General features: G+C 69.9%; 13 protein-coding genes. 2 read left to right on the forward strand and 11 right to left on the reverse strand.

The window, feature by feature from the left end; all coding sequences use genetic code 11:
* Positions 1-44 precede the first annotated feature (44 nt).
* The 8 genes from A4F85_RS09110 to A4F85_RS09145 all read right to left on the reverse strand — a co-directional run bounded on the left by A4F85_RS09110 (position 45) and on the right by A4F85_RS09145 (position 11,392).
* The gene (locus tag A4F85_RS09110; RefSeq protein WP_063326379.1) at positions 45-1,502 is read right to left on the reverse strand and encodes an efflux transporter outer membrane subunit; all 1,458 of its coding nucleotides are present in this window, start codon (positions 1,500-1,502) and stop codon (positions 45-47) included.
* A gap of 1 nt (position 1,503) precedes the next feature.
* The gene (locus tag A4F85_RS09115; protein ID WP_063327928.1) at positions 1,504-3,486 is read right to left on the reverse strand and encodes an ABC transporter permease; all 1,983 of its coding nucleotides are present in this window, start codon (positions 3,484-3,486) and stop codon (positions 1,504-1,506) included.
* Positions 3,486-4,727, reverse strand: coding sequence for an efflux RND transporter periplasmic adaptor subunit (locus tag A4F85_RS09120; RefSeq protein WP_063326380.1), 1,242 nt, complete (start codon positions 4,725-4,727; stop codon positions 3,486-3,488). Before A4F85_RS09120 ends, A4F85_RS09115 begins: the two co-directional genes overlap by 1 nt.
* A 49-nt stretch (positions 4,728-4,776) precedes the next feature.
* A complete protein-coding gene (locus A4F85_RS09125; protein WP_063326381.1) occupies positions 4,777-5,154 on the reverse strand; it encodes a DUF3325 domain-containing protein in 378 nt (125 codons plus the stop codon).
* Positions 5,151-6,866 carry a PepSY-associated TM helix domain-containing protein gene (locus A4F85_RS09130; protein ID WP_063326382.1) on the reverse strand — a complete coding sequence of 572 codons (1,716 nt, stop codon included), beginning with the start codon at positions 6,864-6,866 and terminating at the stop codon, positions 5,151-5,153. Before A4F85_RS09130 ends, A4F85_RS09125 begins: the two co-directional genes overlap by 4 nt.
* A gap of 1 nt (position 6,867) precedes the next feature.
* Positions 6,868-7,203: a DUF3649 domain-containing protein gene (locus tag A4F85_RS09135; protein ID WP_197485475.1), complete on the reverse strand. Its 336-nt coding sequence runs from the start codon at positions 7,201-7,203 to the stop codon at positions 6,868-6,870.
* Between the two features lie 205 nt (positions 7,204-7,408).
* A complete protein-coding gene (locus A4F85_RS09140) occupies positions 7,409-9,904 on the reverse strand; it encodes a TonB-dependent siderophore receptor (protein WP_063326383.1) in 2,496 nt (831 codons plus the stop codon).
* A gap of 132 nt (positions 9,905-10,036) precedes the next feature.
* Positions 10,037-11,392, reverse strand: a complete 1,356-nt coding sequence (locus A4F85_RS09145) for a sigma-70 family RNA polymerase sigma factor (RefSeq protein WP_063326384.1) — start codon at positions 11,390-11,392, stop codon at positions 10,037-10,039.
* 396 nt (positions 11,393-11,788) lie between these two features.
* Between A4F85_RS09145 and A4F85_RS09150 the strand changes: the two genes are divergently transcribed.
* Both A4F85_RS09150 and A4F85_RS09155 read left to right on the forward strand, forming a co-directional pair.
* Complete coding sequence (locus A4F85_RS09150; protein ID WP_063326385.1) at positions 11,789-12,169, forward strand: hypothetical protein; 381 nt, start codon at positions 11,789-11,791, stop codon at positions 12,167-12,169.
* A 3-nt stretch (positions 12,170-12,172) separates the two neighbouring features.
* A complete protein-coding gene (locus A4F85_RS09155; RefSeq protein ID WP_063326386.1) occupies positions 12,173-12,430 on the forward strand; it encodes a hypothetical protein in 258 nt (85 codons plus the stop codon).
* A 128-nt stretch (positions 12,431-12,558) separates the two neighbouring features.
* Here A4F85_RS09155 and fhuE read toward each other — a convergent pair whose 3' ends face one another.
* From fhuE to A4F85_RS09170, 3 genes are all read right to left on the reverse strand, one after another.
* Positions 12,559-15,093, reverse strand: coding sequence for a ferric-rhodotorulic acid/ferric-coprogen receptor FhuE (gene fhuE, locus A4F85_RS09160; RefSeq protein WP_063326387.1), 2,535 nt, complete (start codon positions 15,091-15,093; stop codon positions 12,559-12,561).
* Positions 15,094-15,234: 141 nt separating this feature from the next.
* Entirely contained in the window at positions 15,235-16,218 is a 984-nt protein-coding gene (locus A4F85_RS09165) for a FecR domain-containing protein (RefSeq protein WP_063326388.1), read from the reverse strand.
* A 5-nt stretch (positions 16,219-16,223) separates the two neighbouring features.
* Positions 16,224-16,706: a sigma-70 family RNA polymerase sigma factor gene (locus A4F85_RS09170; protein WP_043791465.1), complete on the reverse strand. Its 483-nt coding sequence runs from the start codon at positions 16,704-16,706 to the stop codon at positions 16,224-16,226.
* Between the last annotated feature and the right edge of the window lie 16 nt (positions 16,707-16,722).

A 16,722-nucleotide genomic window follows, 5' to 3' on the forward strand; every position in this document is an offset into this window, starting at 1 on the left:
CGCGCACCCGACAGGATCGGGTGCGCGGCCCTGCCCCGCCCCTCTCAGCCAGGTGGCAATGCCTCCTGGCTTTTTTGCGCCTGCCTTTCCGACATTTCAGTGCCCATGGCAGGCGCCTCCCATCCCCCGCCCAGCGCCCGGTACAGCGCCACGCGCGCCTGCAGCTGCAGCAGGCGCTGCAGCACGGCCTCGTCCTGGGCCGCGTACAGCGTGGTCTGGGCCTGCAGCAGGGACAGCAGGCTTTCCGCCCCGGCCTTGTACCGCAGCTCGGCCAGCGACACGGCCTGGCGGGCCTGGGCCAGCACCTCGGCCTGGGCCTCGGCCTGGGCCTTCAGGCCGTGGACGGCATTGAGCGCCAGGTCCACATCGCCATAGGCCGCGACGATGGCCTTGTGGTAGCCGGCCAGCAGCTCCTCGCGCCGGGCCTGGGCGCCATCGCGCTCGGCCGCCAGCCGACCGCCGTCGAAGATGGGGCCGGCGAGGCCGGCCAGCAGCGAATAGACCGGCTCGCGCAGCCAGTCGCTGGCGCGGCCCGCGCTGGTGCCCGCGCTGCCCGTGAGGGTCAGCCGGGGCCACAGCGCCGCACGGGCCGCCTGCAGGTTGGCGCTGGCGGCGGCCAATTGCGCTTCCGCATTGGCAATGTCAGGGCGGCGCTGCAGCAGCTGCGTGGGCAGGCCTGCGCCGATCTCGGGCAGTTGCAGGGCCTGCAGCGAATCCGTGGCCAGCGCGGGGCGGCGGGCCTGGCCCAGCAGCACGGCCAGCGTGGCATCGGCATCCTCGCCCTGGCGGCGCAGCGTGGCCAGGGCCTGGCGCTGGCTGGCCACCAGGCCGCGTTGCTGGGCCAGCTCCAGCTGGGTGGCGGCACCTGCGCGCGCGCGGGACTCCACCAGGCCCAGCAGCCGCTCGGCATTGGCCACGTTGCGCGCCGCAATGGCCTGGCGTTCGCGCAGCGCCACGGCCTGCAGCCAGCCATGGGCCACCTGGGCGGTGACCGTGAGGCGCACCGTGTCCTGGTCGAACCGGCTGGCCTGCCAGGCCGCCGCCGCCGCATCGCGCGTGGCGCGGTTGCGGCCCCAGAAGTCCACCTCATACGAGGCCGTTAGCGCGGCGCCGTAGACGCTGGCCTGCCCGCCCGATACCTGTGCATGGTTCATGCGCTGGGCACGCAGCTCGCCGCTGAGCGACGGCAGCAGCGCCGCGCCTACCTGGCGCGTGGCCGCCTCGGCCTGGCGCACGCGGGCCATGGCGGCAGCCATGTCCAGGCTCTGGTCCTGGGCGGCCTGCACCATGCCGCCCAGCTCCGCGCTGCCAAAGGCCTGCCACCACTGCGGTGAAACAGAGGCAGGGACGGCTTCGCCCTGCTGCTTCCAGGAAGCGGCCAGCGCAGGCGCCTCCCGGTCCGGCATCGTCTGCTGCGCGGCGCAACCGCCCAGCGCAGCCAGGGCCAGGGCGATGCAGCCCAGGCGCGCATTTCCCAGCGTCTTGTCGTTCATGTCTTTCATCTCACTCTCCCGCCAGCGCGCGCACCGGGTCCAGCCGCGCCGCCGTCTTGGCAGGCATGTAGCCGAACACCAGGCCCGTCACCACGGCGCAGGCAAAGGCGCCCAGCATGGCGCGCACCGAAAACACCACGGGCACGCCCGCCACGATGAGCACCACGCCCACGGCCAGCCCGGCCAGCAGGCCCACCGTGCCGCCCACAAAGGTGACCAGGCTGGCCTCGGTCAGGAACTGGCGCAGGATGTCGCGCTGGCGTGCGCCCGTGGCCATGCGGATGCCGATCTCGCGCGTGCGCTCGCGCACCGTCATCAGCATCACGTTCATCACGCCGATGCCGCCCACCACCAGGGAGACGGCGGCAATCAGGCCCAGCATCACCGCCATGCTCTGGCGCGTGGCGGCCTCGGCCTGGATGCGCGCGGCCGCGTTGCCGATGCCGAAGTCCTCGCGCCCGCCGTGGCGCGCCAGCAGCAGCTTGCGCATGGCCTCCTCCGCCTCGTGCACCACGTCGGAGGACATGGCCTCGATCACCACATAGTCGGGCTGGGTCTGCGACTGGTAGACGCGCGCCCGGCCCGAGCGGTAGGGAATGAAGACCATGTCGTCATAGTTCTGCGCGCCCGAGTCCGCGCCCCGCTCGCTCATCACGCCGATGACCTCGAAGGCCGACGTGCCGATGATCAGCTGGCGGCCCAGCGGGTTGGGCGTATCGGGGAAGAAGTGCTGGTGCGCCTTGTGGCCCAGGACCACCAGGGGCGCCAGATCGCGGTCCTCGGCCTCGGTGTAGTAGCGGCCCTGGGCCACCTTCCAGTGGTGCACCAGGGGCATCTCCTCGCTGGCCGCGAACACGTAGATCTGCTTGTCGGCCTTGCCGTAGCGCACGGTGATAGGGTCGCCGATCACGGGCATGACGCGCCGTATCTCGGGCAGTTCGCGCACGGCGGCCAGGTCTTCCTCGGTCATCTGCCCGGCCGGCCCGCCCGTGGCCGGCGGCTTGCTGCCCATGTAGAGGATGGCCGTGCCCATGGTCCCCATCTGCTCGACCACCTTGCGCCGCGCGCCCTCGCCAATGGCCAGCATCACGATGACCGAGGCCACGCCGATGACGATGCCCAGCAAGGTCAGGCTGGTGCGCACGCGGTTCATGCGCATGCCGCGCCAGGCGCTGCGCGCGGCCTCGAACAGCTCGGCCAGCCAGGGCGCGCCGGCGCTGCCGCGCTGCGGCGTGAGCGGCAGGGCAGCGGCGCCCACATTCACCCCGTTTGCGGCATCGTCGCGCTGGCTGTCGCTGGTGATGCGGCCGTCGCTGATCTCGATCACGCGGCGCGCCTGGGCGGCCACAGTGCGGTCGTGGGTGATGAGGATGATGGTGTGGCCCGCATCGGCCAGCTCGCGCAGCAGGGCCATGACCTCGGCGCCGCTGTGCGAGTCCAGCGCGCCCGTGGGCTCGTCGGCCAGGATGATCTGGCCGCCGTTCATCAGCGCGCGCGCAATCGACACGCGCTGCTGCTGCCCGCCCGACAGCTGGTTGGGCCGGTTGCCCAGGCGCGAGCCCAGGCCCAGGCGCTCCAGCAGCGCACGGGCGCGCCGCACGCGCTCTTCCTTGGGCAGGCCCGCGTAGATGGCGGGCATTTCCACGTTCTCGCTGGCGCTTTCGCTGGCGATCAGGTGGTAGCCCTGGAAGACGAAGCCGAAGGCCTCGCGCCGCAGCCAGGCCAGCGCGTCCGAGTCCAGCGTGGCCACGTCCTGGCCCTGGAAGTGGTAGCTGCCCTCGCTGGGCCGGTCCAGGCAGCCCAGGATGTTCATCAGCGTGGACTTGCCCGAGCCTGAGCTGCCCACCACGGCCACGAACTCGCCCGCGCGTATCTCCAGGTCGATGCCGTGCAGCACGGTGACGGCGGGCTGGCCGCTGTCGCCGCCGCCGTAGTGCTTGGTGATGCCGCGCAGCTCTATCAGCGGTGCGCCGGCCCGCATGCCCTGCGCCATCACCATTGCAGCCACCGCGGGCCACGGTCCAGAGGCGTCTCGCCGACGATGACGCGCTCGCCTTCCTGCAGGCCCTCCAGCACCTCGGCCTGGTGGCGGCTGCGCACGCCCAGGCGCACGGTGCGCTGCTCGGGCTGGCCCTTGGCGTCCAGCACGCGCACGGTCTGCGTGCTGCCGGCCTTCTCGGCCTTCTCGGCGTTCTCTGCCTTTTCCGCCTTGTCAGTCGTTCCCGCCTTGTCGGCCACGGCCATCAGCGGCACGGTCAGCGCCTGCGCGGCCTGCCCGGTGACGAAGACCACCTGGGCCGTCATCTGGGGCATCAGCTCGGCGTCCTCGTTGTCCACATCGAACAGCACGGTATAGGCCACGGCCTTGGTGGCGGGCGCAGGCGCCTGGCCCGCATTGCCGCCGGCCGGCGCTTGGCTGGTAGAGGGCGAAGGCAGCACCTGGCGCACCTTGCTGGACCAGCGCCGGGGCCTGGCCTGGTCGGCGCCGCCCAGCGTGGTGAAGTACACCGGCATGTCGTCGCGCACGCGGCGCACGTCGGCCTCGGACACTTCGGTCCACACCGTCATGGCCGACAGGTCGGCAATGCGCAGGATGTTGGGCGTCTGGTAGGTGGCGTTCAGCGTCTGGCCCTCGCGCGCCTCCACCGACACCACGGTGCCCGCCATGGGCGCGTAGATGCGCGTATAGCCCAGGCGCGCCTCGTCGGCCTTGAGCGTGGCCTGGGTCTGGTCGATCTGGGCCTTCAGATGCTCCATGCGGGCGCCGGCTGCGGCCAGGTTGGCTTCTGCGGTCTGCAAATCTTCCTCGCGCGTGGCCCCGTCGCGGGCCAGCTGGCGCTGGCGTGTGAGCTGCTGCTCGGCCAGCTTGCGCAGCGCCTGCTGCTCGGCCAGCTGGGCGCGCAGGCCCGCCAGCGAGGCACGCCCCGCATCCACCGTGGCGCGCTGCACGCTGGGGTCGATCTCCACCAGCAGTGCGCCCTTCTCCACCTGGGCGCCGGGCTCCACGCGCAGCCGGGTGACCTGGCCCGACACCTGGGCGCCCACGTCCACATAGCGGCGCGGCTGCAGCGTGCCGATGGCCGTGACGGTGGACTCGATATCGGTGCGCGCCACGGTCTCGGTCTGGTAGGCCACGGCAGGCCGGCTGGACCACCAGGCGGCCGCGCCCCCGGCCGCCGCCAACAGGACCACCGCCACGGCGACGGCTTTCCAGCGTTGCTGCGTGCGCGTCATGCTTGCCTCCCGACCACACACACCCCGAACTGGAACGAAAGCAGGAAACTCATCTGAAAAACCCCGTAGTACCGAAACTGAAAACAATCCACGCCAAATCCGCCACGGCAAGCACGCCAGCCAACCAGGCCAGCCGCGCCGCCCAGCGCGCATGGGCGCTGATCAGGGCCACGGCCATCAGCGCGCCGGCGGACACAAAGCCCAGCCAGGCCACCGAGCCCACCGTGCCGCCCCAGCCCGAGACAACGGGCACAAGGGCCAGCGCCAGCAGCGCCGTGCCCAGGCCGCGCAACTGCGGGCCGCGGCGGGCCGGCAGCTCGCGCGCGCCGGTCAATTGTTCGTAGTGGCGGTCCATGGCAAAGGCCAGGGCCGCCATGCCTGCAAAGGCCAGGGCCAGTGCGGCCAGGGATGCGTGCAACGTGCTCATGCCTGCACCTCCGAGGGGCCGGCCACGGCGGCCTGCCCCTTGGCCGTCTTTGCCTTGGCGGCGGCACCCGCGCCGCGCCGCGCCAGCCAGCGCCAGGCCCAGGCGGCCGCCAGCCCCGTGGCCAGGCAGAACAGCTCCACCCCGGCGCTTTCCCAGTCGCCCTCCAACATGTGGGCCCACAGCGGCTCGCCCACGGTGATCCAGTTGAGCAGCGGCAGCAGCAGGCACAGCATGGCCAGCAGGCCCATCTGCTGGCGCCAGGCCGTGGCCGGCGCGCAGGCCAGCGCATGGACCAGCGCCAGGCCCCACAGTCCGAAGAACACGGCCAGTTCCCAGTCATCGCGGTGCGCCAGGCCCACGGGCACCAGGCGGTTGGCCCACAGGTAGCCGATGCAGCCCAGGCCCAGCCCGGCGATGGCCGCCACGTTCAGGCCCTCGATCAGCCGGTACACGCGCGCCGTGGCGCTGCCGAACTCGCCCTGGTGGCGGCTGCGGCGCTTGACCATGAAGAGAATGGCGCCCGTGGCCATCATGGCCGCGCCCGCCAGGCCGCACAGGAAGTACAGCCACTTCATGGCCAGCCCGCCGAACTTGACCATGTGCAGCCCGCCCATGACCGCCTGGGCCAGCGAGGGGGTGCCGCCGTCGGCGCCGCCGGGCAGGCGTACCTGCAGCACCTCGCCCGTGGCGGCCGAGAACATGGCCATGCCCGAATTGGGGCTCAGGCGCTGATGCGCACGGTCATCGCTGTTCCAGCCGTAGACGCCGATGCGTGCCGACGCATCGCCGGGATGGTTGACGACCACCGCGCGCACCGCCTGGCCCATCAGCTCCTGGCCGCGCCGCACAAAGGGCTCCAGATCGGGCACCGCCAGGGGCTTGCCGGACAGCGCGGGCGGTCCGGCCTCGTTCATGTCGGCGATGAAGGCCGTGCGGGCGGCCTGGTCCGTGCCATAGACCGTCCAGACGCCAACGGGCATGAAGCTCAGGCTGGAGATGGCGATGCCGGTATAGGCGATCATGAACTGGAAGGGCAGCGTCAGCACCGCCACGGCGTTGTGCGCGTCCAGCCAGCTGCGCTGGCCCTTGCGTGCGCGAAAGGTGAAGAAGTCCTTGAAGATGCGCTTGTGCGTGATCACGCCGCTGACCAGGGCCACCAGCATGGCCATGGCGGCAATGCCGATCACCCACAGCCCCACCTGCCCTGCATGCAGTTCATAGTGGAAGTCCACGAAATGATTGCCGCCCATGGTGGCGCGCGCGGCGCCGTGGCCGTGGCCGGCCCCCATTTCCTCGCCCGTGGCGGTGTCCAGCTCGGCATCGGCGTACTGGCGGTTGGCGTCGAACCAGTAGACACGCAGGTCGCCGCCGCCCTTGTCGTCGGACGGCCAGATCTCCCACATCTGCGCGCCCTGGTGGTGCTTTTGCATGTAGGCCGCGCCCCAGGCCAGGCGCTGGCCCAGGTCCGCACCCTGCCCGGCCGGCGCGGCGGCGCGCGCTGCCGCCTCGGCCGCCTCCTCGGCATGGTGCTCGGGCGTCATCCAGTGCGTGATGGCTTCCTGGAACACGGCCAGCGAACCCGTGAGGAACACCGCGAACAGCAGCCACGAAAACCACAGCCCGCACCAGGTATGCAGCCAGGCCTGGGCCTGGCGGAAACCGCCCGTGGCAGCGCCGCTGCCGGGGACCTTGCTGATCTGCGCCTTGGCCATCTCAAACGCCCCCGCCATTGCGCGCCAGCAGCAGCGCGGCGCCGCCCATCAGGGCCGCAGGCACCAGCAACCCCAGCCAGACCCGGCCCGCCGAAACCGGCGAGAACGCCCAGATCACCGCCAGCGCGTGCAGCGCAAAGCTCCACTGCATGCCGGCGATCACGGCATCGACACGCGCGCCGGGCAGCGCAGCGGCCAGGAAGGCCGCCAGCGCGCTGGCCAGCGCATAGCCGCCGAAGACGGCGGCCAGCAGGCGGGACAGGACAAGCAGGCCCGGATGGACGGGCCTGTCGGCCTGGGTGATATCTGCAGGATCAGCGGGTTGGGATTGGGGCATGTAATGGGTATTCGGATAAGCACAGGAACGCACGAATGCGTGCAAACAAGGGGCCAAAACGGATGCCGTGATGCGGCGGCCTTCAAGGCCCTCCTAATACATGACAAACGAGATCGAAAAAAAGGCCAGCCGCAATGGTTTTCGCCATTGCGGCCAGTGGCCTGGGTCGGACTGGGGCGGGCCCTCCTGGACCCCGCCCCGGCCCTCAGAAGGTGCCGCGCAGCGTCAGCACCGCATTGCGCGGCTTTCCATAGAAATTGCCGCCGCTCGCATAGCCCACGGTCTGGTAGTACGTCTTGTCAAAGATATTGTTGAGATTCAGGGAAACCGTCCAGCGCGGATCGATCCGGTACTGCACCATCGCATTGATGACGGAATAGCCGCCCTGGGTGAAGTTGTAGCGGCCGACTTCATTCCAGTCGGCGTCATACAGCGTATCGCGCACATGGTGCTTGCTCTGGATATGGGCGCTGCCGCCAATCTTCCAGCGCGACAGCTCGCCCGGCAGCACATAGGCCGTGGACAGCTTGAGCAGATGGCGCGGCGTGATGCTGCTGTAGGGCGCATCCTCGGTCTTGTCGCGCGTGGTGGTGTAGGTGTAGCCGGCCGCGATCTGCCAGCCGGGGCGCAGCTCGCCGCCGATCTCGGCGTCAAAGCCGCGGCTGGTCACCTTGCCCTGCGGCAGAAAGCAGCAATTGCCCGACCATTCCTCGTGATTGCTCGGATAGCGCGTATCCGTCACCGCCGTGCCCGTGCGCACCACGTTGAAAAGGCTGAATGTGGCATTGAGCCGGCCATCGGCCAATTCGCCCTTGAAACCGGCCTCATAGCTCTTGCCCTTGACCGGGTCCAGCGAATTGCCCGGAGGAGGCCCCGACTTGGACAGCGCCTGCGGCTTGAGAATCGAGGAATAGCTCAGATACGCCGACCATTGGTTGTTCAGGTCATAGATCACCCCGCCATACGGCGTGAACTTGGCCGGCTCGGAAAAGCGGCTGCCCGATGCCAATTCCCACTGGCCCGCCGCATTCAGCGACTCATAGACCTGGTTGAAGCGGTACTTGGCATAGCGCGCGCCCACGATCACATGCAGGCGGTCCGTCGGATGCAGGCGCAGCACGCCATAGCCGCCCGACTGGTCCTGGCCCCAGGGGTTGTAGCGGCGCGAGATCTCGCCGGCCGGCGCCGGGCGCCAGGCGCCGGGGTTGTAGACATCGATGGGCTCCACGCCCGTGGCATCGGTGGAATAGCCCACGTTCCAGAAGCTCTCCACCTTCTGCCGGTCCATGCCCAGCAGGATCTCGTGCGTGCGCCCGCCCAGGTCGAAGCTGCCGGCCAGGCTGGCGTCCAGCACGGTCTGCCGGTTCTCGTACAGGTAGTGGCCGCCGCCGTTCCAGTTCACGCCCAGGCCGGTTGCGGGGTCCAGCGCGCCGTAGCCGAACACCGTGGAGCCGTCATAGCTGGACTTGCTGCGGGTCAGGTTGAGCTTGCCCTTCCAGCGCGCGGAAAAACGGTGTTCCAGCGCGCCGAACAGCTCGCTGTTGTCCTTGCGGCCCGTGGCCCAGGGCTGGGTGAAGCTGGTGTGGCGCGGCAGGCCGATATCGCTGCCGTCGCTGTAGCGCGGCACGTCGCCGCCGCCATCGCCGCGCGTGCGGATCTTGCTGCGGCTCATGCCCACGGTCAGCAGGGTGTCGGGCGTCAGGTCCGCCTCGACCACGCCGTAGAACTGGGGAGCGCGCGTGTGCTTGATGTCCACGAACTGGTCCGTGTCCTGGTAGGACAGCACGGCCCGGCCGCGCACCCTGCCATCAAGGGCCAGCGGCCCCGTGGCATCCACCATGGTCTGGTAGTTGTTCCAGCTGCCGATGGACTGCTGCACCACCAAGCGCGGCTCGGCCAGCGGCTTCTTGCGCACGATGTTGATGATGCCGCCCGGGTCGCCCACGCCGCCCAGCAGGCCCGAGGCACCGCGCATCACCTCCACGCGGTCGTAGAAGTCCATGCTCTGGTTGACGCTGTAGGTGTACTGGGCGATGTTCAGCGGCGCGCCGCCGTCGATCTGCATGCTGTCGATCTGGAAGCCGCGCGAATAGAAATAGGTGGAGTCGAAATTGATCTGGCTGGTGGTGATGCCGGGCGTGGCGGCCAGCGCGTCGCGGATGTCGGTCATGCGGCGGTCGTCGAGCTGCTGGCGCGTGATCACCGACACCGATTGCGGGATCTCGCGGAACGACTGGTCCGTCTTGGAGGCGATGCTGGTCACCCGGCTGGTGTACGAGCCCGTGCCCTCGGTCGTGCCGTCGATGGCCCGGCGCGCGCTCACCCGCACTTCGGCCAGCGTCTTTTCGATGGCGGCGACGGGCTGCACGGTCAGCGTGCCCTCTTGCACATGGCCCTGCAGGCCGCTGCCGGCCAGCAAATCATCCAGCGCCTGGCGCAGCGGCAGCTCGCCCCGTACGGCCGGCGCCTGCCGCTGGGCGGCCAGCGAGGGCGTGAACACCAGCTGCAGTCCGGCCTGCCGCGCGAACTGGTCCAGCGCGCTGGCCAGCGGCTGCGCCGCTATGTCGAAGCGCAGCGTCTGTGCGGCCGGCTGGGCCAGCGCCGCCTGCAGCGGCATGGCCAGGCCCAGGCAGAGCACGGCATGGGCCAGCGGATGGAGGGCGGCGCGGCAGGCGCCCGAAGACGGGAAAAGCGGATGCATGGAAATCGTCCTTGGCAGTGATGGAAGGGACCCACAGGGATCACTGCCATGACGACTGGCCAGGAAAACTCCTGAAAAATAATGTGCGCCCCGCTGCCGTGCGCATGCAGTTGCTCTTGCCACCGTCACGCCTCAGCCCGCCGTGGCCACCAGCAGGCCGCCATCGGCCTGCCTGCGCACCTGCACCGGCAGCGCATGGGGCAGCGCCCGCACCCAGGCATGGGCCTTGGCGATGCGCACGCGCCCGCTCAGCGGCAGGCGCGCGGCCTCAGGTGTGGCCTGCAGGTCGAACGGCGCATAGCGTGACAGCCGCGCCAGGGCCTCGCCCAGCGTGGCATCGGCAAACACCAGCTCGCCATGCCGCCAGGAGGCCGCCTGCCCCGCATCGCCCCGGGTCTGCGTGGCCACCGTGCCTTCCATGCGCAGGCCCTGCCCTGCAGACAATTCATAGAAGCGCCCGCCATCCGCATCGGATTGCACGCGCACACGCCCCGACTCCACCTGCACCGTGACCCGCTCCTGCCCCTGGGCGCCCGTGGCCAGTTCCACGCCGAAGCGCGTGCCCAGCACGGTGACGCGCACGCCGCCGGCCTGCACGGTGAAGGGCCGGTCCTCGTCCCGCTCCACCTCGAAGAAGGCCGCGCCCTGCGTCAGCTGCACCACGCGCCGCGTGGCGAAATACTCCACCTGCGCGCTGCTGAGCGCGTCCAGCAGCAGGCTGGAGCCATCGGGCAGGCCATGGCGCACCTGCTGGCCGCGCAGGCTGGACCAGCCGGCCTGCCACTGCACATGCGTGTCGCGGTAATGCCGCCATTGCTGCCAGCCCAGGCTGCCGCCCAGGCCGAAACCGGCCACGCCCAGCAGCGCGGCCAGGCTGCGCCGCCGACCCGCATGTCGCGCAACGGCGCCGCCGGGCCGCGTACCGCGCCAGCGGTGCAGCGCATCCTCTATGCAGGCACTGGCCTGGATCAGGTCGCGCTCCACGGTGTTGAGGCTGACGCCCAGGCGCTCGGCAATCTCGGGCTGGCGCTCGCCCTGCACACGGTGGGCGATGAAGGCGGCGCGGCAGCGCTCGGGCAGGCTGTGCAAGGCGGACTCCAGCACGGCCAGCGCCTGGCGGTACATGACGGAGTCGGCCACATCGGGCGCATGGCTGGGCGCCAGTTGTTCATGGACTGCCGCCTCGCCCAGGTAGCGGGCATGGCGCTGGCGGCGGCGGTGCGCATCCAGCGCCATGTGCTGGGCCATCACGGCCAGATAGGCCGTGGCGTCGCGCGGCATCTGGGCCGGATTCGCGGCCCCGGCCAGGTCTGCGGCCTCGGCCGGGGCGCTGCGCGCGTGTTCCGCCAGCCGCAGCCAGGTGTCGTGCACCAGGTCGCCCGCCTCCTCGCGGCTGCCCGTGCTGCGCGTGGCGGCACGCACCAGGTCGGCATAGGCCCGGTCAAAGCCGGAAAGCAGAGCGCGGGTGAAGGAGGCGGACAAATCCATGGGGCTGGATCATAACCGCGCAAAGAAGAATCATTCTCAATAAACGCAATGCATGCCGGGCTCTTTCAGCGGTTCCTGGACCGTTCCTGAAAGGGCGCGATCGCAAGGTGCGACGGGCCGCGAAGCGACTTTGCGCACGCCGCACGCGCTATCATCCGCACCGGCCCCCCTGTTCCGGGGCCGGTGCTTCAAAACACCCATTAGCAAGCGGCACCGCCTCTCCGAAAGCGAGGCTTGCACACCGAATCCACCAGCCAATGCAGATTGCAATGGCCCGTGGATTCGATACGTAATGGAGCATCGAAACATGAGTACCGTTTTTCTCGGGCAGACCCGCGCGCCCTGTCTTTGCGCGCTCCCTCCATCCACGCAGCGCCAGACACGGAGGGACATGGCATGACCTCCACCCAGCCAAACCAGCCCACCCCCGCCACGGACAGCCACAGCACCCGGCAGCTGTCCAATGCCCTCACCCAGGTGGACCATCTCGTGCAGCAAGGCTGTGCAGAGATCTCCTCCATCGCCCAGCTGGCCCTGGCATGGCTGGAGACGCCCAAGGGCCATCGCCACATGGACGTGGTGGCTCGCGCCCTGCAAAGCATCCGCGACAGCGCCGAGACACTGGCCGACTACGCCGGCACCGAGGCCCAGGCCATGGGCTGCGGGTTCGAAGACGCGGCCGAGATGCGCCGCGCCGAAGCGGCCGAGGCAGCCGCCAAAGCCATGGCGCAACTGCTCGACTGCCGCACCCATGAGCCGGTGCGCCCGCAGGGCTGAGGCATGGCCATGGACAAGGACACCCCCAAGACACAGCCCCCCAGCCTGCACCAGTTGACCAGCGCCATCACCGAGATCCACAGCAGCGTGCAGGAAAACTGCACCGAGATCTCGGCCCTGGCGCAACTGGCCCTGGCGGCAGTGCATGCACCGCAGGAGAACCACAGCCAGCAGGCCCTGGCCCATGCATTGCGCGCCATCCGCGACAGCGCCGACCTGCTGGCCGGCCATGTGAAGGTGGAGGCCCGGCGCGTGGTGTAGCCCCCATCCGCCGCCTACCCCGCGATGACTCTGCAAGGGCTGCTGGCTCCGCAATGTGCGCCAGCGGCCTGCACCGCCGTCATCGGCTGCTGCCGCGCAAACGCCACCCCACCCTCACAGAGAAAGCTTCACCACTTGTAGTTCAGCACCGCCATGGCCTGGCGCGGCGTGCCGAACTGGCCCTGGCCGTCGATGTTGACGTAGTACTTCTTGTTGAAGAGGTTGTTCAGGTTCAGCTGCAGCGAAAGCTTGGGGCTGAAGGCATAGCGCGCCATGAGGCTGGCGGTGGCGAAGGATTTCTGCTCGAAGACCAGGTCATTGCCCGCCACGAAGACGCTGGCGCGGGTGCGGCTTTGCCATTGCAGGCCGCCGCCCACGGTGAGCTGATTCCATCCACCGGGCAGGCGGTAGGAAGTGAACAGCTGGGCCTGGGTCTTGGGCGCCCAGGCGTTGATGGACAGGCCCTGGGCGTCACGCGCGACGGTGTGGGCAATGCCGGCCGACAGGTTCCAGCCCGTGGCCAGTTCGCCCGAGACCTGGGCTTCGAACCCCTTGCTGGTCACGCCCTTGGCGCCGTAGTAGGCGAAGTCGGTGGTGCCGGGCACGACCTGGCCTTCGTCCAGCTGGGCCACGTTGTCCTGCTGGATGCGGAAGACGGACAGCGAGCTGTTGAGCCTGCCGTCCAGGTGCTCGCCCTTGATGCCGATCTCGAAGCTCTTGCCCGCCACGGGGTCCAGGTAGCTGCCGCCACGGTCGCGGTAGTTCTGGGGCTGGAAGATGTCGGTGTAGCTGGCATAGGCGGAGAAGCCTTCGCTCAGGTCCAGCACCAGGCCTGCGTAGGGGATGAAGACGTTGTGGTCGCGCACCTCGCTGAGGCTGCGCACCTTCCAGCTGCTCTGGCGCCCGCCCACGATGAGCTTGACCGGATCGGCCAGCGACAGGCGCAGCGCGCCGTACAGCGCATCCTGGCGCGTGTGGTCCAGGCTGCTGGTGGTCAGCGGCCCCCAGGTGGGCTCGGCATAGGAGCCGTCCCACTGGTAGTAGTTGCCCACGTCCTGCAGCGGGCTGGTGCGCGCATGGCCGGCCTTGTGCTCGCGGGCACGGCTGCTGCTCAGGCCGACAACGGCCTCATGGCGGCGCCCGCCCAGTTCCCAGCCGCCCGTCACCTGCAGGTCGGCGCTGTTTTGCTGGAAGCTGTATTCGGAGTAGTTGGGCAGGGCTGCCATGCCCAGGCCGGTGGTGATGTCGGGCTGGCGCATGAGGTACAGCAGCTTGGCGTCGTAGGCGCTGTCGCGGTGCACGAAGTTGGCCTTGAGCTTCCAGTCGTTGCCAAAGCGGTGCTGCAGGTTGGCGAAGATGTTTTTGTTGGTGCTGTTCCAGCGCGTCCAGTTCGCGGCCGTGGTCTTGGAGGTGCTCCAGTCGGCCGGCATGCCGTTCGTGAAGACCAGCGGCAGGCCGCCCCAGGTCGAGCCGGTGGGCCGGTTGGCCTGGTAGTCGGCGCCCACGCTGAGCGTGGTGTCGGGCGTGAGGTCGGCATCGATCACGCCGTAGAAGACCTGCTTGCGCGCGTGGTAGAGATCCACATGGGAGTCACGCTCTTCGGCCATGCCTGCGACGCGCGCGCGGATGCGGCCGTCCTGCGTCAGCGGCATGGACAGGTCCACCGTGCCGCGATGGTGGTTCCACGAGCCCACGCTGGCCGAGGCCGAGCCCGTGAACACCTTGCTGTTGGCGTGCTTGCGCACCATGTTGATGGAGGCCGACGGATTGCCCGCGCCCGTGAGCAGACCCGTGGCGCCGCGCACCACTTCGACGCGGTCATAGATGGTGGTATCGGTGCCCGAGTCACCGTAGAACGACAGGCCGATGGAGGTTGGCACGCCGTCGTACTGCAGGTTGTCCACGTAGAAGCCGCGCGAGTAGAAGTCCGAGCGGTCGCTGTCCGAGCTGACGACATGGATGCCGGTGACGCTGCGCATGGCGTCGTTGAGCGAGAGCAGGCCCTGGTCCTCGATCTGCTGGCGCGTGAGCACGCTGACGGACTGCGGCGTGTCGCGCAGCGACAGGCTCAGGCCCGTGGCCGCCGCCGTGGCCGGCGTGGTGTAGGAGCCCGAGCCTTCGGTGGTGGGGCTGGCCTGGGCCGAGGCCGTGACCAGCACGGTCCTGAGTGTCTGGGAGGACGGCGCGCCTGCCGCACCCGCAGCACCCGCCGCGCCGGAGGTGGCAGGCACCACGGGCATCTCGCGCAGGGTGTAGCCGCCACCGGCCGAGCGCACGGCCGCCAGCGGCGTGCCCAGCAAGGCGCGGTCCAGTGCCTGCTCCACGGTGAAGCGCCCGCTCACGCCGCCGCTGCGCAGCCCTTCGGTGACGGCCGAGCCGAAGGTGACCAGCACGCCGGCCTCGCGCCCGAGCTGGTTGAGCACGCTTTCGAGCGGGCCGGCGGCAATGTCGTACTGGCGTTGCTGCGAAGCACCGGCAGCCGGCTGCGCCCAGGCCTGTGCCGGAGCCAGGGCGCCTGCGGCAGCCAGCCCCGCCAGCGTGCCCGCGCACAGCACCTGCAGCGCCAGCGCCACCGGACGTAACGCCGGGGCCGCCTGGGATGGGCGGACGGTGGAGGCGGCAGTCTGCCGCATGGAGTTCTGGCGCATGGTCTGAGGGCGCATGGAAAGGCCTTGTTGCAATGGTTGTAGAGAAGCGTTGGCGCACGCTGCGGTGCGCTCCTGTCTCTGTTGACAGCCATCGCCGGCAAATCAGCTCACATTTTTTTCAGGAAAGTGCGAAGGCCTTCATGCCGGCCGTGCCGCTCATGCCTTGCCCGCCCCGGCAGGCCGCACCATCACCCAGTAGCGCGAGAAGGAGTGGATTTCCACGGGCAGCGAGGAAGTCAGCGCGGCCAGCACGCGGTCGGTGTCGGCCAGCGGATAGGCGCCGGAGACGTGCAGGCCGGCCACGGCCGGGTCGCAGCCCAGGCGCCCGCGCCGGTAGCGGCCCAGCTCGGCCAGGAAATCCTCCAGCCGCATGCGCGAGGCCACCAGCATGCCTTCGGCCCAGGCGCTGGCTGCCGTGTCCAGCGCGCCGGAGTGCACGGCCTGCTGGGCCGTGAACGTGCCCTGCTCTCCCGCAGCTATGCGCTGCGCGGCATGCGGGGCATGCGCGGGCCGCAGCTGCACGGCGCCTTGCAGCACGCCCACTTCAACGGCGGACTCGCGCTCGCGCACCGTGAAGCGCGTGCCCAGGGCCTGGACGGCGCCCATGGCGGTCTGCACGATGAAGGGACGGTGCAGGCTGTCCGGCGCGGTCTGCACGAGGATTTCGCCACGCACCAGCTCCAGCACGCGCTCGGCCGCGCCGTAGCGCAGGTTGAGGGCGCTGCCGGTGTTGAGCACCACGCTGCCGCCGTCGGGCAGCGGCAGCCGGCGCTGCTCGCCCACGGCAGCCACCTGGTCGGCCGTCCAGCCGCGCCAGGCCTGCGAGCGCACGACGGCCGCGGAGCCTGCGCCTGAGACCAGCAGCACGGCCAGCGCCTGCACAGCACGGCGCCTGCCGGCCGAGCCGGGCGCGGCCAATGCGGCCCGCGCCAGCGGCATGGGGATGCCGGCCATCTGGCTGCCCATGGATTCGATGCGCTGCCAGGCGGCCTCATGCTCGGGGCTGGCCGCACGCCAGCGCCGCAGGCCATCGTGCTGCCGGGCCTGGGCCTTGCCGGAGTTCAGTTGCAGCCACCATTGCACGGCCTGGCGGGCCACTTCGGCAGAAATGGGGGAAGAAGCGGAAGGGAACGCCTGCATGCCGCCTACTCCGGGAAGAAGCAGCGCATGGCCGCCTTGGCCAGATGCCGCTTGACGGTGGAGACGGAAATCCCCAGCTCGGCCGCGATCTCGCCATGGCCGAGCCCTTCGAGCTGGGCCAGCAGGAAGGCCTGCTTGGCCAGCGCGGGCAGGCGGCCCAGGCGGCGGTCTATCTCGACCAGGGTCTCCAGCACCATGAGCCGGACCTCGGGCGGCGGTGCCACGGGCTCGGGCATGGCGGCCAGCGCATCGAGATAGGCCTGCTCGATGGCGCGGCGCCGCACCTGGTTGATCAGCAGGTTGCGCGCAATGGTGGTCAGGTAGGCGCGCGGCTCCTGGAGCTGGTCCAGGCCCTTGGCGCCCAGGACCTTGAGGAAGGTGCTCTGCGCCAGATCGGCCGCGTCGAAGGCATTGCCCACCTTCTTGCGCAGCCAGCCCTGCAGCCAGCCGTGGTGGGCCAGGTACAGGGATTCGACATGGGCGGACAAGGAAGGCGATGGGCTG

Source organism: Delftia sp. GW456-R20 (genome assembly GCF_001622915.1).
Classification (GTDB): Bacteria; Pseudomonadota; Gammaproteobacteria; order Burkholderiales; family Burkholderiaceae_C; genus Comamonas; species Comamonas acidovorans.